The organism is Flavobacterium sp., assembly GCF_046296355.1.
Lineage (GTDB): Bacteria > Bacteroidota > Bacteroidia > Flavobacteriales > Flavobacteriaceae > Flavobacterium.
This window is the reverse complement of record NZ_JBKBLM010000006.1, coordinates 50,192-70,232: the sequence shown is the minus strand read 5'-3', so window position 1 is coordinate 70,232 and position 20,041 is coordinate 50,192. Positions and strand designations below refer to the sequence as shown.

Genomic DNA, 20,041 nt, shown 5'->3' with positions numbered 1-20,041 from the left:
ATAGTTAGTAGAGTTTTCGAGAAGCCTCGTTCAAACAACGGTTCTCGATACTATTTTAAAAACTGAAAACTAACGTTTTCAGTTTTTAAAATCACTCGAACTGACGGGTCTGTAGTGCGATAGTAACTTTAGTTAAAAAAACTCGAACTGACGGTAAGTGCAAAGGACATCATAAGCGTAAAAACATCAAAACCGTCACTTCGAGTGATTTATAAATATAAAAACGCTAGTTTTTGTATTTGTAAATTGTATCGAGAAGCCTTGTTTGTACCACGGTTCTCGATACACTTTTTATTCCACTGCGTTCCACAAAAACCACTCGAACTGACGGGAATCTGCAACGATAGTAACTTTAGTTAAAACCACTCGAACTGACCAAAAGTGCATATCTTGATAAAACAACCAAACCGTCACTTCGAGTGATTTTAAAAGATAAAAGCGATAGCTTTTATCTTTTAAAATAGTATCGAGAAGCCTCATTAAAATAAATTATTTCTTACTTTTACAATATGCAACAATCCTATGTTTACATATTAAAATGTTCCGATGGCACTTATTACACTGGAGTGACAAGTAAACTTACCCAAAGGTTATTCCAACATGATATAGGTTTTTTTCCCGATTGCTATACTTTTAAAAGAAGACCACTCAAACTAGTTTTTTACTGCGAATTCACAGATATCAACATAGCATTTGAAAAAGAAAAGCAAATTAAGAAGTGGTCAAAAGCTAAGAAAGAAGCCTTGATAAACGGAGATTATGATGCTTTACCCAATTTGGCAAAAAAGAAGTTCAGTTGAAACAACGGTTCTCGATACTATTTTAAAAACTAAAAACTAGCGTTTTCAGTTATTAAAATCACTCGAACTGACGGGACAGTGCAACGATAGTAACTTTAGTTTAAATCACACGAACTGACGGTAAGAGCATAACTTGATAAAACAACCAAACCGTCACTTCGAGTGATTTTAAAAGATTAAAGCGATAGCTTTAATCTTTTAAAATAGTATCGAGAAGCCTCGTCCACACAACGGTTCTCGATTTCCTTCGGCAGTCGGCTTCGCCTCGTGTGCTTCGCTCAATTCAGCTAAAGCTTCGGGTCAATTTTTGTTCCGTTGCACTCCACAAAAACCGCTCGAACTGACGGGACTGTGCTAGGTTAGGGACTTTAGTTTAAACTACTCGAACTAACGAAAGAAGCATAACATGATAAAAAAACTAGACCGTCACTTCGAGTGATTTTAAAAGATTAAAGCGATAGCTTTAATTTTTTAAAATAGTATCGAGAAGCCTCGTTTACACAACGGTTCTCGATACGCTTTTTTATTCCTCTGCGTTCCATAAAAAACCACTCGAACTGACGGGATTCTGCAACAATAGTATCTTCAGTTAAAACCACTCGAACTAACAAAGTAATTCCGCCCTATCGAAACCGCTTCAGTCCTTAAAACAAAAAAAGCCAATCAGAAGGATTGGCTTTTTAACAAACACAGGTAAAATATATCTTAGATAACGTTTACATTGGTTGCGGTTGGTCCTTTCTGACCATCCGTTACATCATAAGACACTTTGTCGTTTTCACGCACTTGGCCATTAAGACCGGTTGCATGTACAAATAAGTCTGATCCGCCATTGCTTGGCGTAATAAATCCGAAGCCTTTGGCTTCATTGAAAAATTTAATTGTTCCTTCGTTCATAAAAATAAGTATTAAAAAAGCAAAGATAGTCTTTATTATTGATTTTTAGGTATTTACTCTAAATAATTTAAACTGTTGCATTATTTTAAGGCCTTTGGTGGCTATTGCTCATAATAATGGTTTTGGATTTCTTTTGTAATTAAGTAAAAATTACACCCTCACCAACTCACTTCATGTATACTAATAGCAATCAAGAAACTCCCCACCCGCAATACCCCATCCAAAAGCTCTGCAGCGATTCTTTCGCCAAAGTTGCCGTAAAGACTATTATAAGGGTTTTCTAAATAGAGTGGGAGTTTTTTGGTGTTCATGGGGGGTTGGGTTTTGGTTGGTTAGTTTAAGATTAGTTTTTAATATTAATATTTCTCCCCACACTTAGGGCAAGCCACCCATTCCTCTTTCATAGGAGCGTGACAGTTTTTGCACTCATTCTGGCGGAAATTTGTCTTGGTTAGTTGTTTGCTCTTTGAAGTGTATTCTGCCGGGATTTCATTAAGAAAACTCGATTCGTTTCCTCTTTCGGTAATTAAATAGAGTTTTTCTTTAGCTCGGGTAAGCGCAACATAAAAGAGTCTTCTTTCTTCTTCTAATAGCAAATTGTAGTCGGCTGTCTTAATAATTTGGAATAGTCTGTCTTCTAACCATACATCAGGAAATCCTCCTTTACCATCGGTCAACCCAATAATGAAAACTACTTTAGCCTCTAATCCTTTTGAAGCATGAATGGTTTTTCCATTCACAAAGAACTTATGTTGTTTAAACTCTTCTCGGTATTTGTAAAACATGTTATTCCTGCGGTAGAGGAATAAAATATCATCTTTAGCATAACCTTCTTCTAATAATTCATTTACTTTTTCAACACAAAATCTAACATTGTCTTCATCATTATTACCATGCTGAATTATGATTTTTTGTTGGGTGTCCTTGGTTGCTGAAATATCTTTTTCAATCTTATGTTTGTTGTATTTAATCACTTCGTTACTTGCCTCAACAATATTTCTTTCACTCCTGTAATTTTGGTTTAGCTTGATGAGTTGTGCATTTGAAAAGTACTTTTCAAAATTGATGATGTACTCCACATTCGAACCTCTGAAGCCATAAATACTCTGCCAATCATCACCTACACAAAACAATTGTGTTGATGGTTTTATAATTAGCTTTATCAATTCAACTTGAAGGTTATTTACATCCTGAAACTCATCCACCAAGATATACTGGTATCTGTCTTGATACCGTTGTCTAACATCTTCATGTTTGGTAAATAAAGAAGCTGTTTTTAATATTAAATCATTAAAATCTAAATAGGATTTATTGGTAGTATAGTTGATATAGTCTTTAATGATTGGAATTGCTAGTTCGTAAAATATCCTAATCCGCTCATGCTGGTCTTTTGTTGCTCTTGAAATTATTTCATCTAAAGCAATATTCTCAACTTTAATCATATCGCAAATCCGAATAATTTGTCGAACTAAATCTTTTACCTCTTCATAATAGCCGTTAAACTCTTCTAAGTAGTTTAACTTTTTATCTTGGTGAAAGTCTTGCGGTAATCTGCTCTTTACAATTTGATCGAGTGTATGATTAAAAATAGCGGAATCTTGAGTGTTGCGTTCAAATGTTTTGGCATAAAGAATATTCCCTTTGGCAAACTGTTTTTCTTTGTCTTCCATTGGGTAACTTAAATCACTAACATGTTCTAAGTACAAATTAGCATCAGGAATGAAAAAATCAGGATGGAAATCAAAATCTCTCACATTTAACAAAGGCTCATATACAAAAGGAATACTATGACGGTAGAGCCAATCGGCTATGTATTGCTCTGACTTTGATTTTACTTTTGTACCGTTTAAAGTGGTGTAAAATTTACCATCAGTCACTTTGGGCGATTGGTACTCTTTGGGTATGTGAACTTTATCGACCAAATAGTCTAATATGTAACGCTTAGCTTTTAATAGAAAATCATTGCTATTACATTTTTCAATAAACAAACGGTGGAATACTTCAAAAGCGGTCTCGTCGGCAAGACGGTTGGAGATATCTTCAATATCCGATGATTTTTCATCACCTATAATTTTGAACTTATTGTCAAACTCTTTTACACCATCTGTGCGTAATACACTATAACAAAAACTGTGAAAGGTACGTACTGTTAAACCTTCAATCCACTTATACTTGCGTTGCCAGTTTCGGCGCTCAGCATCCTTTTCTTTCTTTGTTAGTTCTTTGCTGAAAATGATTCGTTCATAAATACCACTATTGTCTGCAGACACTATCAAACGGTCAATCATTTCGTTCGTGGCATTTTTAGTAAAAGTAATGGCCAAAATACTAGATGGATGTACTTTCTTTTCCTCTATCAAATAAATGATTTTTTGCAAAAGGGTTTTGGTTTTACCCGAACCAGCTCCTGCCAAAACCAAAAGACGTTTGGTATCACTAACCACAGCCTCCTGCTGTCGGTCATTTAATCCTTCTAAAATGTTATCGCTACTATTAGACATAATGTTTTATTTTCTTCCAAAATCAGCTGGGTTTTCTCCCCAGGCTTTAGTTTCCCATTTTAATAATGGATTTTCATAGGTATTATTTTCTAACCATTTTTCAGCTCTTTCTAACATTTCAAACAGTTTCTTGTTTTTCTCACTAGGCTCGTGATTGGTTCTTGCTTTTTTATCTCTTGTCCAGCTCAACGCAATCTTGCTATCTGAATAAATTGGCTTATTCCAATTATTCTGTTTACACAAGGCCAAAGCATGCACAATCGCCAAAAACTCTACCATATTAATAGTACCATCCTCTAAAGGGCCAATATGAAACAATACTTTTTTAGTTTTGAAGTTTACGCCCTGATATTCTACCAAACCTGTAGTATTATCCCAAGCACCATCTACAGCTATACTGTCTTCTATGGGATTGCCTATTAAAAGTAATTCTTCTTTGGATAATTCGCTCACTACTTTTTTTGACATACCTATATAATCAGCACTTTCAGCAGAAAATGCCGCCTCAGCTGCTTCTCTTGTTGAAAACGATTTAAATACCGGTGCAGGAAAACCATGGGTTTGTTCTTTACAAGCTTCCCAGGAATCAAATATGCCGGTCTCACGACCGTGCCAGACTACATAAAACTTAGGTTTTGCCATAGTAATAATTACTATTTATAACTTAATTTATCAAAAATCACCTGACTTCTAGTTTCAAAGGAAAAACGGTTTTTTGCTTCTAATATATAAATAATCAAAGCCGTTTTTAGTACTTTTCTTTAAACGAGTTCGATGCTTGCACTATCGGTAAGGTGTTAAAGTGATATTATTCTTCATATTTAATAACTAATTCATCTTCTAGTTCAAATGCAGTTAATACTTTTTTCAGTTTGTTGAATTTTGAATTACTATCCGTGTTAACTTCTATGAAATAAGTATCATTGATTGCATGGGCACTTCTTGGTCTATCTTTGTCGGTTGTTAAACCTAATGTTTCTTTTAGATCTGTTAGTAGAAACTTTGATGGGCTTTCTGTAAACAAGTCAGTAATAATATGATTATACATTTTAGAAAACTCTTTTGTTATTATTAATTCGTCCTTATATGTATAATATTCTAATTTTTTATGTTTAGGTTCAGGTGCATCAAACAATGTATATTCTTCGTTATCATTGTTATCAGTAATTGAAATGCTAGGATATTTCCAAATTGAAGTAAAACGATCATATAGTAATTTATAGCGTTCTTCATATGCTTCAATATTCCATACTTCTTTAGTTTTTAATGCTTCATTCAACCAAAGATTACTGTATATATAACCTTGCCTTCCTTCATCTTTATTCATATCTCTTTTTTCAGTAAAAGGTTTATTACTTAAAGCGCCGTTATTACCTGATAAGGTTAAGTTTGCAATTGTATTTATGTATTTTTCAGAAAATAATTTATATTCAGCTTCGCTGATGTCTGTTCGCCATTTAGTATCCGGATTTTGTGGAAATATATGCTCTATTGTTATTTCTACAGAACTTAAATCAACCCTTTCTGGATTTCTATAATGTTCTATTTGTTCAAAATAGTACAATCTATTTTTAGCTTGAGTATTATATAAGTCTTTGTCTTTAAGAGTTGTTTCAACTTCTGAATTATTAGGTAATCTTTGTACACCTTTCTTTTTAACTAATGCTTTTTCTAACGATATTAAATAATTACTTCTATCAACATCAGTATATAATGTCATGAATATTTTATTTAATGCATTAGTTGGTAAGCCTACAATAAAACGACGCCAAGTATAGGATTGGATGAGTCTTAATACTTCAATGAAAGTGTTTTTGTCAATTTCATTTGTTATATAATCATCATATACTGGTAATAGGAAAGGATAAGAAACATTTATTTCTAATTGCTTTATACTTCTTAATTCCCGTTGGATTTCTATATCACTTTCATTTGATGGGTTTAAAAGTTTGTTATAAATAACTGAATACTGCTTAATAGTTTGTAATGTGTTTTGATAGAAATCAACATCACGTTTTTTGAAACGCAATTTAAATTCTTCATATACTTTACTTTTATTAGGTATTTTTTTATTTATTAATGTTAGATAATCTCTTATAAGTTCAGAAACCTTACTTTCTTGTGAGTTTTCTATTTTAGCATTATTTTCAATAATTTCCCAATAATTTTCAAATACGCGTACTTGTTCTCTCGGTTCTAATCCCATAAGGATATAGTTTCTGATTAAGTCTGCTTGGGATAATTCTAAACCTGTAGAATTTAAACTTTCAAATATACGTTGTGGGTCGTCTTTGCCACGTTCTAATGAAATTTCCACAAATAATAAACGGTTTAATCCTTCTGTAACAATTGAAAAATTATCTTTATTCAGTGTATGATAAAAGAAATTAAAATTGTCTATTATTCTTGAATATTCGTTATAGTCACTTGGACTATTGTCGTTCATCAAGAATCGAAATGCCTTTGCATTTACATCAGTTTGCTTTAACTTCAATTTACTACTGTCTTCTTTTACAAAACGATTTATTAAAATAGTTTCATTTATTTCAGCAGCTTTTTCTTCCATATCATTTGCCAATGCAAAGTGGTATAATGCGAGATATAATAAAGTCATTGTAGTTAAACGCTGTTGTCCATCAATAATAACTAATTGCTTTACATCAGAAGAAGTATAAACACCATCATGAATAAATACAATACTTCCAATGAAATGCGTATCATCATTACTCATTTTATTTCCTACCTCGATTATGTCTTCTAATAGTTGCTTGCATTCAGCTGTTGTCCAGTCGTAATTTCTTTGATATACAGGAATGACAAATTGAGTTTTATTTTGAGTTAAGAAGTTCTTGAATACGGTTTCGGTGGCTTTCATATTGATTATTTTAAAGAAGGTTAAAGCAAATTACTTTTTCATCGTTAGCTATTAATGTAAAACCATGATTAAAAACTAAATGTCTACTTAATGCATTTGAGTTTGCACTTATATTAATATGTAAAAATAGTTGAGGTTCAATTTGTAAAAATTCCATTATTGGCATTTCTACAATTATACCTTTTGAATTTCTGTAGATTATTAGATGTATTCTGTTCATTTTTTATGTTTATTTTTTAATAGTTTTTAACCCATCTTTCATTAGTTGACTCAATACCAAAAACATTTGGGTTTTGATTAACTCCCACATGCTTAATGTTTAATAAATCTTTATTTAACGATAAAAAAAGAGCAATTTGAGCGTGAACTTTTCTATATTGTTCTTTATCATATTTACCTAAGAATACTATATATTCTAATTCAAATTCCTTAGTAAAACATCGAATGAACTCCTGAGAATCAAACGGATCATTTTCTATAGTTCTAATTATACCTCTAATTTTATCAATTTTTAAATTCATAAATTCGATTATACTCATAAATACTAAATTTAATTATCACCCCATTCAAACAATGGGTCGTTATCATTCTTAATTAATTCTATAAAATTTTCAAAGTGCTTTCTTGGTGATTCTGCATATCTAATCTTATCTATTGGCAAATTATGAAGAACTCTATACTTGGTGAAATATTCATTTCCAGATTTTCCTTTATAATCCCAGTCCCCTCCAAATCCAATTCTATAATTATAATATAACATTAGCTGTTCATCATTAGCCATTTGACCTCTTACAATCTTAAGATACTCTCGAGATTTTAAATATGAGAACAACCCGTTCTTTTCATTATTAACTACAAATTTCACTAAGCCGTAAAGATGCCTATAGTAGTGCCCTAGTCTATTTTCATGTCCTGTAAATGGCGCATATTTTATATGCAATTTTATGTTCTTTTTCGGATCTTGAGTTTCAAATTCATTAACTCCTCCAACACTTTCTTTATGTTGATTTCTAATCAATTTTAATTGGTCTTTAATCATTCGAATGAATTCTGTATCAATTTTCTGTGAAGTAATTAAACTAGAAGATGATCCAAAAAAGAAAATTCGATAAGAAAGTTCCAGTAGATCTTGAGTCTCATATTTATTAGTTATATCGTATAATTTACAAAATTCATAACAAGCGATCAATTCTTTTACCATAGAAACGAAAACCTTTCTGCCTTCAACAAATCTCTCCACTTCGTTTCTCGTAATTATTTCTTCTCCGGTTTTTTTATTATAACTAATTGAATTATTGTAATCATATCCTGAAATTTTCATTTCATTTACGTTTTCCTTATGCAAACGTAACATTTCATAAAACTGACTTTCGAATTGCTGTATCTTGAACTGGTCTTGAATTAGTTTGTTGGCATTATACTGAGCATAAAAAGCCAATCCTCCTGCAAGAATTCCAAACAATGCCAAAACAGGATTTAAAACACCTCCTATCAAATCACCAAGTGTACCAGAATAATCTATAACTCCATTTTTTACTGTGGCGGTTTTAATTCTATTGTCAACTACAATTAAACCATAAGTTAGTAACGAGAATAAAACTAAGAAAGAGGCGCAAACTGACAACTTCAAATTAAAGTTTTCAATTTTATCGTGAAGTATATATTTACTAGTAGTTATTATTATCAAGTAAAAAAAAGATAAAATAATTACAATGGTACATATGAGACTGATATAAAACATATTTAAGCTATTAATTTATCCATTATATTTCTTGATAGTCTTTTGAAAATTGCTAAACTTTTTTACATCGTCTTTATCATACTTTCTATAAACTCTTTTTCTTCATCTGTTAAACCATACTTAGTGTATAATTGACTATCAATTTCTTGAATTGATTTTGTCCAATCTATATCTGAATTAGCAGTAAAATTTTGAAGTGGAACGAATTTGTATGTTTTCGATGTGCCGTGGTGACTAGCTTTAGAAAGGCTATGCATAAATCTTGCAAACTTGGAAGTAAAATATTTTGTAAGGTTTAATGCCGAATTGTCGTCTAATTCTAGATTTGCACCAATTACTATGTAGGTTTCGGTACTAATAGTCCCAGGTTGACCTATAAAGGAATTAAAATTATCATCATTTAATTCAGTACCAATATTATTTGCATATGATGTAAAAACCTTGTATTTATCTATCCATTCTTTATTAACAGTAATTTCTTCCTTATCTAAATAGCCAATTTTTTTACTTTTACCATAACAGATTATAGGATTTTTAAGCCCATTTTTTACAAGTCTAAATATTTTGATATTTTTAGTAATATTCCCATCTAAACCAAATGGTCTTCTAGATGAAACATGGTTTTCAAAGCTTTCGAATTGGTTACTATTTTTAATTTTATTAATGATTGATAAAGATTTCCAATGTCTAATGAATATTTCTGAATCTTCAGTTTTCAAAGAACGAATATTTGCTTCTGGTGTTAAATCATTATTATAAGTGAAAACTGTAGTTAAGTCTTCTGAATTGTCATGGTTTTTATCCCATAAAAAGTAGCAAATGCCTCCTCTTAAATTAATGTTTTGAAATATTAATTCTGGTTTTAAGAAATCGTGCAGCTCTGAAATGTGAATATCATTAAGCATTTCATCTCTAAAATTATCCAAACCTTTACCACCCGCAAACCATCTCGTTGGCATAATCATTGAAATATAACTGGGATTAAGTTTTTTTGCAATATCAACAAAATGATTATAAATAGGTTTAGCACTAGCTTGAGCACCACCATCTTTTTGATGATATGGAGGATTACCAACTACAATATCAAATTTCATATTTTCATTATTTATTAAAATACTTTGTTTTTTAATCAATTTATTCTTTGCAATTAAATCATAGGAAGTATAGTTTTCTTCAATGTGATTTAAATCTAATTCAAGAAGTTTGTATACTTTTCTTGTAAACTCGTAAGCAATTTTTGATGTTGGTATAGAGTAAAAATTACTAGCTGCTTCTTTACCAAATTTTTTATATACTGCGTAAACAAATTCTCCTTGTTTTGCTGCTATATCTAATTGTAAGGTTGAACTAGTGAGAGCATTCTCAGGTAATGAATTAATTATTTTCTCTGTTACAATTTCCGGTGTTACAATTTCTGAATCAGATAAACGACTAAATTTTTTCATTGCATTGCTTGCTCTTTCCATTGGTGGTAGCAATGCATCATTTGCTAGTGTGTTTATGTTATGAACTTTATAATCTAATTCACTTAAAATAAAAGGATTAATATGTTTTTCCAACAAGATTAAAACACTTTTATTTAGCTTTAAATTTGAAGCAATGCGTTGTTCTTCTGCATTATTATCAATTTGATTAATTAATTCTTGTAATGATTTGACTCTAGAATCTGTTAAGAATGCGAAGAAAAGGATTCTAGCATAATACATAGCAAATTGACCTTTATAATCTACCTCTTCCTCTGAATTACTTGATTTAGGAACATTATCAACTGGGTCACCGTCTTCTGTTGGTTCATCACCCGGATCAATATAATCACCATCACCTTTAGTTGGTTTTATTTCTAAACCCTGTTTTGAATTAATTTTACCTTGTTTTTCTATTTCGAGCCTTATATCATCTATGTTTAAAAGAGAATAATCAACAGCTATTGTTGTAGCTTCATCGAAAACACTTCGTTCGCTTGAATATTTTCTGATAGCATCTAAAATATCGGCAGGCTGAACTTGAACAATTTTATTATTGTTTAAAACAACAATTGGAGAAATTTCTAATTCCCTTTTTATTCTTTGCTCTAATTTATCATTACCATTAGATTCAGTATTTACATTATAAATTTGGGATTTATGTTCCTGCATTTGGAACATTCTATTAGGATTGAAGTCTACTAGAAGCGTTTGAGGTTTCATATTGTATTTGACAACATCACCACTTGGCTCTTTGTATACTTTTATATATTGATTTTGTAAACGAAAAATAGCTTGGTCATACTCTTGAGGTGATGCAGTATCTTTAAAGTATAGCATTGTATCCCATTGAGAAACAGTACTTCCTGTAAGCATTCTATTTACTGTTAATGTTATTGTTTTGATATTGTCTGCCTCGCAAGATTTTATTTTTCTTTTAACTGATTGAGTGTCTTTGTATATTTTATCACTATCAACTCCTGATATATTTATGATTTCGTATGAATTGAGAATTTTAAATTTATTCTTTTTTATTAATTCTTCTAATGCATCACATGAAGCACGGAAAGGCAAAACACATACAATATGCCTACACATATTACCTTCTTTTATTTTATCATAATCAAGAAAGCTTAATAGGTTTTCGTCATCTTGTGAACCATCAATTACCTTAAGTAAATCAATTATTTCTTGCTCATGTAAGAATTTTTTATGGTTGTCATTTACTTTGTCTTTTGAAATAGATTTTGATTTAAATAATGTTGAAAAAGCATAGGTTACACCATACTTTTTCATTTCTTCCATTTTTTTACGAGAAGATTCGTTTGGATTAAAAGCAAAACGTATCATTTGAGGAAAACCATAATATGGATTATCCCATTCTTTAACATCGTCTTTATTTAAATTATCCGAATCCCATTTAGCTTGATCGTCAGCAATGTCAGAAAATTGATAGAAAGCTATTATATCATCATCCGTGAATTCGCTATCCATCAAAATACGATATGGTGTACCGGAAAGGTGTAGACGAACTTTAGAATTAATAAATTTAGTAGTCGTATCAAGCTCATCTAACGAATCGTCATTTAACTTTATTTCACTTTTTATTTCACTTGATGTTAATCTAACTTCTTTTAAAACTTTACCATATTCTTGAGCTCTAGCACCAAAATGAGTTTCGTCAATTATAAGCAAGTCTATTTTATTCTCAAATATTTCTTTATGCTTCGTTTTTATTGCATCTCCCTGTAAATCTTGTAAAGTAAGGAATATAACTATTTTCTCGTTAGCTTCTATTTTCTCATTGATTATAGTGTCACTTTGTAAAAGTGAATTACTATCAAGAAAAATATATCCATCAAATTTTAAATGACTTTCTACTGTTTTTTTCCATTCTTCTTTTACATCAGCTTTTGCAGAAACAACCATAACAAATTTTGCTTTCATCTCTACTGCACAACACATAGTAGTGAAAGACTTACCAAAACGCATTACAGCATACATTAAAAGATTTTTTCTGCCTTTATTTAATGCTTCTTTGAAACTATCAATAGTTTCTTGTTGATTTGGACGAGGTTCGTAATCTTGAGTTCTTGTATAGGTTTGGGTTATTGGAATTCGACTGGTATCAAATTTATAAAACTGATATTTTAAATCATTGTTTATGTAACTAGTTCCAATATCTTTGATAGCATCTTCTACATCAGATTTAGTAGTTTCATTGAAAAATTCATTCGAGTAATAAGGGATATCAATAAATGTTTCACGTTGCAATCTAACCTTGCTTTTTTCTTTTTCTAAAAAATAATGAATAGCGTGGTCTCTAAAAAAAGTTTCGTCATCAACTTTAGCTATAGTTTCAAATTTTTTCTCAAGATTCGGAAAATATTTTCTCCATTCATTTAATCTTATTTCAATTGGTCTATAAGTATCTCCAACTTTAAGATAATTGGGAGTTGTTTCAGTAGTAAAAGCATAAATATGTGGTTCAACTCTACCAAATATTATTTCGTTTAATATTTCAACATCTATTTTATTGATTTCAGACATACTCTTTTATTGTTTTTATTTTAATTTTTAAGTAGGTCAATAAATCTAATTATCAAACCTTTCTCGCCTGTTATTGGGTCTTTTTCTTTCCAATCTTTAATTGTACAATAAATACCATTATGTTTATTGATATTTTTTGATTCGCATCCATTGCATGTGACAAGATTCTTTTCTGAATCACCAAATAAATTCTCGTTTTCTTGTGTATTAATATTACAGCTATTTGGAATTACCCCTTTTAATCCATCCATTTGCCAAACGTTCCATGAAATAATATGGGCAATCTTCTGAATATTTATTAATTGTGGTTCTAATTTGAATTTTTCAACATAATACTCAATAAATGTGAATAGTAGAGCTTCTCTTGCAAGTAGTAAACTATCTCCCTGCCATTCAAAACCATAAGTGCTTTCAAAAGCTAATTCAGCGGCATTTAACCAACCATCTGAGGTGAAAACATTTTCACTTATAATTCGTAATTTTCTATCTAGTAAACCAATTCTGTTTTTAACATTAATGAATTTACCTGTGGTTATGTCATATCTACTAGTTAAGTATGGTGCTTCACCACAGGAAAGTTCAAGCCTATTTTCATTTATGTAATCTTCCCATGATTTATCTTTTGGAAATTTTATTTTTACCGAATTACTCTTCCAAGTTGAAGAACCATCATTATTTAGGATGCTCTTGTTAAAAACATTTTTTCTTTTAAACCATGCATTATCGACAGCATTGTTTTGTTCATTACAAATCCATGAAGGCGTGAAAACTTCTGCCATATTTTTAACTCTAGAATGCTGTAAATCTTTATTTTTTTTGACTCTAGGCATTATCACATGACCGTTTATTCCTGTTATTAATTCTGGTAATATTTCTGAAGTAAAATAATATTCTGTTCCTAGTTCTAGGTAGTTATCAGTTGCCCAAAAAATATTTTTTTGAGTAGTATGATCGCGCAAAAGTATTTCTAAAACATCAGGATATTGTTTCAGTATCTCGTTTTCAAGTATGTCTACTTCTGTATGCATTTTTTAAAAATGTAATATTTTAAGGTTTCTTCAAACATACCAAATTTCCCACACATAAACAATCCTCATCAATGGGTATTTTAACCTAGTTTTCTCAGGAGGTATTCTTACGTAAAGAATAAAAAAGTGCGGTGATTAACCCGCACTCTTTAGTCAATAGGATTTCAAAATACAAAAATTCCTGTAGCTACTTTTTTGAGGCTTCAAGGAGTGCTGCTTTGATAGGATTAGGCATTTTCCATGAATAATCTTTAGCAATTTTGGCATAGGTTTCTTTCCAAAAGTCAGCATTTGGGTCTTTAAGTTTTTCTTTATTTGCTTTCAAATACCGGGTAATTTCATACGACATATGAAATCCGTTATAGCTGTTTTCACTATTATTGAAGGCGGTAATGGCTTCATCCACGTTTTTTAAAAGTAATGCTTTGTATCCTTTTGCCTCCCAATCCAATGCAGCATTATAATCAGATTTGACTATAATGGGTTTTACATTTTTAGAGGAGTATTTTTCAAAATCATTGGTTTTAGGAGCTTTCATCGAGGCTATAGTCACATTGGGCGTAGTACTAGGCATAGTAGTGTCAGTAACAATAGCAGTTGCTTTTTCAATGGCCTGTTGATCATTCGATTGTGCAATTACGTTTTTGAGGATCATTGTCTTGCTTTGATAAAGCTGCATCAGCTGTTTGGCTTGCTCTTTCTTTTCTTCAACTACAATCAACTCCGCTTTTGATTCAGACAATGCTTTCTTTGATTCTATAATTTGTATTGTTATGTAATAATACCCAAACAGTATCATTAACAATCCTATTATAGGGATAATTCTCAAGTATGCTTTGTTTTTTGTATCCATGAGATTTAACTGTTTAATAATTTGTAAATATCATTCCAGATTTTAAAAATACGGTTAATGCACAGAGTCAAGGCTCCGGTAGGCACACACAAGCTGTAGAACGATTTATAACCTTCGGTTTGTGTTAAAGTAAGATACAATCCTATGCTAATTATAGACAATGCTGTTATAGTGGTGAGTATGGTGTATATAATACGCTCCAATTTAAAGGTTGCCGAGAGTTTATCTATAGCAATCATTTTTTGTTCAAAAGTTAATTCCTCCATAATATCTTTATCTAAGTAATGTTATATATATATGATTATCAAAGTATTATTTTTCATCAATCTAATTCTGTCCAAAATTATAGGTGACATTGAGAAAGCCTAAGAAATTTGAATTTTCTAAATCATATTTTACTGTTAATGGAATCCATAAATTATCCGTTAGTCGAAAACGAAAATCTGCATTAGCTGAGAAATTTTCCTCATCTTCTTCAGGTAAAACATTTTTTAATATTTTGTTATACTCAGCGTATGCTTTAATTTCAAAATAACTTTTTTCTTCTTTACCTTTTATTACTTTTAAATTGTATCCAACTTTACCATTCAAAAGACTTCTTTGTGAATCAGGAATGTCTAAAGTATCTGCATAATTGTATTTACCTCTGATATCAAGTTCACCATAACTACCACCTAACAAGAATACTAATTCTAAGGCTCCTTTATTTAACTTCCCATCTTTATCGGTGATACCACTCGAAGCAATTGATAGAAATGGCTTCTTTTCAAGCTCTTTTAAAAAATCATTTTTTGATTCTTGAAGAAAGTTGTAAACATCTGTAGAGGTGGTAAAAGGATTTCCACTTTTATCTCTAATCGCCTGAAAATAAATACTGTTTTTGATTTTAGTATCTAAAATTGCTTTATAATCAGTATAGATATTTTGTAAGCCAGTCTCAACAGTTTTACCATTTCTAATAGCAGTGGCAACTTTAGTTATATCATAGGAAAGTTTTTGTGCCTCTTCTTGATTCATATTACGTCCATTTGCAGTTTGAAAATCTTGCATTTCCTTAGCTGCGATATCTCCTACCGAATTAGCTATTATTAGGTTTAATTCGTTAATATGAGGTGCAAAGGTTGTATTTTCAATATCTATAAACCCCTTATCTCGTTTGTTTAAGATAGCGTACGTAAATCCACCAGAATAACCATTGAAATTGAGTTTTTCATCTAAATTAACTTTGATATTAATTTGAAAATTTCTTAAAAATTCGATTCCATTTCTGGATTTTGTAGTCAGGATATCTTCATCATAATTTTTAACTAGTGAAAAAAGTGTTGAATTTATATCTAATGATTTTTCATCAATATTCATATTTTTAAAGGCAAATTGATAAAAACTTCCAAAAGCATCCTGAAGATTACCGGACTTAGCATTTTCAATTTGTTTTAAAGTGTTTGTTGTTACTGTTGCGTTTTCCTCTCTTGTTTGAGCGAATAATGAAGACGAAATTCCAAATAGGAATGTTAGTATAAGTATATTTTTCATTTTCTTTCGATTTAATTTATTTCTCCAATAAAAACCATTACGTAATTTTCTTCGTTTGAGTGTTTTGTGTCTGAGAGTTTAAAGTCACCTGAAACAGTAACTGTTGTTGTGTCATTTATTTGATTCATTCCAACTATTGTTATCACATATCTTCCGACCCCTGCTTCAAACTCTTGTGTAAATGATTTTTGAGATTCAAAATATTTATCGTGAAGATCATTGTCTAGATTATTAATTATAACATTTATTTTTTTTGGTGCATAAACACTCTCAACAACGGTTTTAATTTTAATTTTTTTCATAATTTCTGAATTTTAAAGTTTTGCCTACTCTATTGTCTCTTTTCAGCTTTCGAGAATTCATTTTTTTAAAAGTTTTATCATCCAATCCCTAATTTCCCAAAAGTCTTTGGTCCAACAATTCCATCAGAGTCAAGACCGTTCTTGGTTTGGAACGCCTTAACCGCTTGTAGAGTAGGCATATCAAAATTTCCGGTAATAGGGAGTTTTAGTAGAGAGTCTTTAGCATTTAACACCCGTTGTACTTCGGTTACCATAAAGCCTGTATTACCCCGACGAAGGTAACTTCCCGAAACAAATTTCGATTTGGCAATAGCAATCTCTCGAGCGTCTTCTTGCAGAGCACCTATTGTTACGGTATCTGCTTTTCCGCTTACGGTCATAGCATTTTTAGTTTGGTAATCTTTTAATCGCATTTCGGTTTCATTACCAAACCAACCGTCAATTTCAATGACATAGCCCAATTCATAAAGGTTTTTTTGAACCTGTGTAACGGCTGACCCTCGGGCACCTTTAGTTAATTCCGACTCAGGAGTAGTAACAGCAGTTTCTATATAGACACCCGGATTAATAAATGATTTGATTAAGTTTTTAGACCTAATTCGTTTCATGACTTTACCACCATCGCTGTCATTCCCTACAGAGGTATTTCCCTCATAGGCTTCAATAAAAGTCTTTTCGGTGTTTGTCCATCGGATAAAAATGCCAATATGATTGGCATGGCCATTACCTTCCCAGTCATAAATAACAATATCACCTTGTTGGGGATTGCTGGTAAGTAATCCTTTTTGTTTGTAATAATTATGTGCCGATTGACAGTGATGAATACCCTTAGAAGTTTGGATATTTCCTAAAGGATGTCCGGCATGGTGAAATACCCAACTCACAAACATAGCACACCACTTTTGCCCATTAAGCGAAGGATGATACCATGAACCATAGATACATTTGTTACTGTTAGGAGGTGATTCTGTCGTTCCTAATTGAGATTCAGCTTTTTGCAATACATCAATTCTAGCCATAGAAATACTGTTTTTAAGGTTGTTTTTGTAAAAAAGTTAGTGGTAGGCAAAGCCTAAAGAATTTAAAAGAAAGGATAATCTTGTTCTCATACCTATAGAGTTTTAAAAGTTACACTGCAATCAGCCACAGCCGGTTACCCCATAACAGAGCAACCTACTGTAGCTTTCCAATTAAACGTGTGGTATTTGAACATCGGAAAGACGTATTTAAATTTAAGTAAACTAAAGCTAACGAGGTACTTTAACGATAGAATTTTACACTTCGTCGGTATTTTGTGTCCTTAATCGACAAAACTCAGCCACTCAGCCACTCAGTCACTCCCCCAAAAAAAACTCCCCGCCATGTCATCACAGCGAGGAGTCCTAAAAAAATAAACCTCAGTCCCTTAGCGCCTCAGCGCCTCAGTCCCTCTTTTAAACCACTTCAATCACCTGCAATACACTATACTCCTCATTTTTTAAGGAATACTGTACCCCGTTAAATTCCTGGAAAAAGGAAACACCTAGCAGGAATAGGGTAACACCGGTAGTAGCGGGAACACTCGGTGGCGTTAAGGTAACAGAAGTAGGGGTGAGGTCAACCGGAACGTTCTCAATATTACTCAGCACAAGCTCCGAGGCTTCTGTCTCAAAATCAATTGCCAAGACAGCACATTGGAAGCTCACATGGGTAGCCCCTTCGGGATAACGAATCTGCTCCTGAGGGACAAGATTAGGAATCGTTACAACACCAGTCGCAGTGTCCAAGTCATAAACCGAAAAAAGCACAGTGCTCAACGGCGCATTGATGTTAAAATCAAATCCATTTAGCATTAACTTACCGTCAGGAGTAGCAAGGCCGTTATACACTTGTCGTTTTCCCCTGGCCGAAGTCGAGTCATACCTTTTAATGTCCGACATCGTTTTCATCAATCGGCTGGTCATCTTGCTGTCCTTCGCCTTAAAAATAAGACTGCCCAAGGCAAGACGAAGCATTTTACCTGCGCCCGCGGCAGTAGTAAACTCACTGTTGTTTTCACGCGTCCTAACAAAATTAGGATCGTTTTCAATTCTCTCTTTAGAGATACCTCCTTTACGACGGACAAAATTTTTACCGTCTTTAGTGTAAAAGGTTAAATCCTCAATGGTGCCTTCAATTTTTACAAGGCCGTTCTGTTTTGCCATAATAAATAAATTTTGAATTAATAATATTTTTTGCAAGTCTTAAAACCCATTACCGATATTTTGATGGCTTTCAAAATAATCCGTAAACACGCAGGTATTAAGAGGTTACAATTATAAAACTCCAAAACTTTTAGTTTATTGTATGCATGCATACCATTATTGCCGACCACCGCCATCTTTTACCAAAACTGCCGTTATTACCCTAAAAGGAATGTTAAAAATGTTATGCTTGCATAATATTTTGATTATTATTGCGTTATAAATGAGTGATTTGCCCCACTTAAAGCCATAGCAAAGCCATAGTAAAGCCATAGTAAAGCCATGGTAAAGCCATGGATAACTTATGGAAAGCCTACTAAAGAGTATGGATAAATAACCAATACTTAAACTAGTAACCAATGAAAAGAATCTGTATTTACCCAAAAGATGTTCAGAACCTAACAGGCAAAGGCGAAAGGCAATCAAGGAACATTATTCTAGAAATCAAGAAAAAATACAACAAAGAAAAACACCAACCCATAACCATCCACGAATTCTGCGACTACATGAACTTCGACGTAGAGAAAGTAACCCCCTTAATAAGATAAGTGACATAAAAATACAATCTAAATCCAAAAGAGCTAAAGAACGTCACTTCGAGTGATTTTTAAAGTTAAAAGCGCTAGCTTTTGAGTTTAAAAATTGTATCGAGAAGCCTCGTTCGCACAACGGTTCTCGATACACTTTTTATTCCGTTACACTCCACAAAAAACACTCGAACTGACGATAACTGATTAAGACAAGATAAGTTTAAAAACCTCAAGACCGTCACTTCGAGTGATTTTAAAAGTTAAAAGCGCCAGCTTTTGACTTTTAAAATAGTATCGAGAAGCCTCGTTCGCACAACGGTTCTCGATACACTTTTTATTCCACTGTGTTCCATAAAAACCACTCGAACGGAAGAATCTCTTTTGAAGGGCTACCCCTTAGAAAGAAGAACATCTAAGTTAACACCGAAGTAAAACCTTAGAACCTTAGCGCCTCAGTACCTTAGAACCTCATATTCTTCGCGCCTTCGCGCCTTCGCGAGACAATTACAGCCCAAAGAAAGGGCAATCCCAAAGAAAGTTAATTATCTAAGTTAACACCGAAGTAAAACCTTAGAACCTTAGCGCCTCAGTACCTTAGAACCTCATATTCTTCGCGCCTTCGCGCCTTCGCGAGACAATTACAGCCCAAAGAAAGGGCAATCCCAAAGAAAGTTAATTATCTAAGTTAACACCGAAGTAAAACCTTAGAACCTTAGCGCCTCAGTACCTTAGAACCTCATATTCTT

Annotated in this window: 17 protein-coding genes; 2 read left to right on the top strand and 15 right to left on the bottom strand. The window is 32.2% G+C overall.

Annotation, left to right across the window (positions count from 1 at the left end):
* Nucleotides 1-509 precede the first annotated feature (509 nt).
* Complete coding sequence (locus ACK4HO_RS04885; RefSeq protein WP_409663359.1) at nucleotides 510-800, top strand: GIY-YIG nuclease family protein; 291 nt, start codon at nucleotides 510-512, stop codon at nucleotides 798-800.
* Between the two features lie 705 nt (nucleotides 801-1,505).
* Here the strand turns inward: ACK4HO_RS04885 and ACK4HO_RS04880 are convergent.
* From ACK4HO_RS04880 to ACK4HO_RS04810, 15 genes are all read right to left on the bottom strand, one after another.
* Nucleotides 1,506-1,697: a cold-shock protein gene (locus ACK4HO_RS04880; RefSeq protein ID WP_409663356.1), complete on the bottom strand. Its 192-nt coding sequence runs from the start codon at nucleotides 1,695-1,697 to the stop codon at nucleotides 1,506-1,508.
* 158 nt (nucleotides 1,698-1,855) lie between these two features.
* On the bottom strand, nucleotides 1,856-2,008 hold the full coding sequence (locus ACK4HO_RS04875; RefSeq protein ID WP_409663355.1) for a hypothetical protein: 153 nt from the start codon (nucleotides 2,006-2,008) through the stop codon (nucleotides 1,856-1,858).
* A 45-nt stretch (nucleotides 2,009-2,053) separates the two neighbouring features.
* Nucleotides 2,054-4,198: an ATP-dependent helicase gene (locus ACK4HO_RS04870; RefSeq protein ID WP_409663352.1), complete on the bottom strand. Its 2,145-nt coding sequence runs from the start codon at nucleotides 4,196-4,198 to the stop codon at nucleotides 2,054-2,056.
* Nucleotides 4,199-4,204: 6 nt separating this feature from the next.
* Nucleotides 4,205-4,840: a viroplasmin family protein gene (locus ACK4HO_RS04865; protein ID WP_409663350.1), complete on the bottom strand. Its 636-nt coding sequence runs from the start codon at nucleotides 4,838-4,840 to the stop codon at nucleotides 4,205-4,207.
* Nucleotides 4,841-5,006: 166 nt separating this feature from the next.
* A complete protein-coding gene (locus ACK4HO_RS04860; protein WP_409663347.1) occupies nucleotides 5,007-7,073 on the bottom strand; it encodes a DUF262 domain-containing protein in 2,067 nt (688 codons plus the stop codon).
* 236 nt (nucleotides 7,074-7,309) lie between these two features.
* The gene (locus ACK4HO_RS04855) at nucleotides 7,310-7,612 is read right to left on the bottom strand and encodes a hypothetical protein (RefSeq protein ID WP_409663344.1); all 303 of its coding nucleotides are present in this window, start codon (nucleotides 7,610-7,612) and stop codon (nucleotides 7,310-7,312) included.
* A gap of 11 nt (nucleotides 7,613-7,623) precedes the next feature.
* Entirely contained in the window at nucleotides 7,624-8,697 is a 1,074-nt protein-coding gene (locus ACK4HO_RS04850) for a putative phage abortive infection protein (protein WP_409663341.1), read from the bottom strand.
* A 179-nt stretch (nucleotides 8,698-8,876) separates the two neighbouring features.
* Nucleotides 8,877-12,827, bottom strand: coding sequence for an Eco57I restriction-modification methylase domain-containing protein (locus ACK4HO_RS04845; RefSeq protein WP_409663338.1), 3,951 nt, complete (start codon nucleotides 12,825-12,827; stop codon nucleotides 8,877-8,879).
* A 20-nt stretch (nucleotides 12,828-12,847) separates the two neighbouring features.
* Nucleotides 12,848-13,855: a restriction endonuclease subunit M gene (locus ACK4HO_RS04840; protein WP_409663336.1), complete on the bottom strand. Its 1,008-nt coding sequence runs from the start codon at nucleotides 13,853-13,855 to the stop codon at nucleotides 12,848-12,850.
* A 187-nt stretch (nucleotides 13,856-14,042) separates the two neighbouring features.
* A complete protein-coding gene (locus ACK4HO_RS04835; protein ID WP_409663333.1) occupies nucleotides 14,043-14,708 on the bottom strand; it encodes a hypothetical protein in 666 nt (221 codons plus the stop codon).
* A gap of 5 nt (nucleotides 14,709-14,713) precedes the next feature.
* On the bottom strand, nucleotides 14,714-14,947 hold the full coding sequence (locus ACK4HO_RS04830) for a hypothetical protein (RefSeq protein ID WP_409663330.1): 234 nt from the start codon (nucleotides 14,945-14,947) through the stop codon (nucleotides 14,714-14,716).
* Nucleotides 14,948-15,035: 88 nt separating this feature from the next.
* Nucleotides 15,036-16,241: a hypothetical protein gene (locus tag ACK4HO_RS04825; RefSeq protein ID WP_409663328.1), complete on the bottom strand. Its 1,206-nt coding sequence runs from the start codon at nucleotides 16,239-16,241 to the stop codon at nucleotides 15,036-15,038.
* Nucleotides 16,242-16,252: 11 nt separating this feature from the next.
* Complete coding sequence (locus ACK4HO_RS04820) at nucleotides 16,253-16,543, bottom strand: hypothetical protein (protein ID WP_409663326.1); 291 nt, start codon at nucleotides 16,541-16,543, stop codon at nucleotides 16,253-16,255.
* Nucleotides 16,544-16,620: 77 nt separating this feature from the next.
* Nucleotides 16,621-17,562 (bottom strand): peptidoglycan-binding protein, encoded by a 942-nt coding sequence (locus ACK4HO_RS04815; protein WP_409663323.1) that lies wholly within the window; start codon nucleotides 17,560-17,562, stop codon nucleotides 16,621-16,623.
* A gap of 414 nt (nucleotides 17,563-17,976) precedes the next feature.
* A complete protein-coding gene (locus ACK4HO_RS04810; RefSeq protein WP_409663320.1) occupies nucleotides 17,977-18,726 on the bottom strand; it encodes a hypothetical protein in 750 nt (249 codons plus the stop codon).
* Nucleotides 18,727-19,124: 398 nt separating this feature from the next.
* Here ACK4HO_RS04810 and ACK4HO_RS04805 point away from each other — a divergent pair, with 398 nt between their 5' ends.
* The gene (locus tag ACK4HO_RS04805) at nucleotides 19,125-19,313 is read left to right on the top strand and encodes a hypothetical protein (protein ID WP_409663318.1); all 189 of its coding nucleotides are present in this window, start codon (nucleotides 19,125-19,127) and stop codon (nucleotides 19,311-19,313) included.
* Nucleotides 19,314-20,041: the final 728 nt, after the last annotated feature.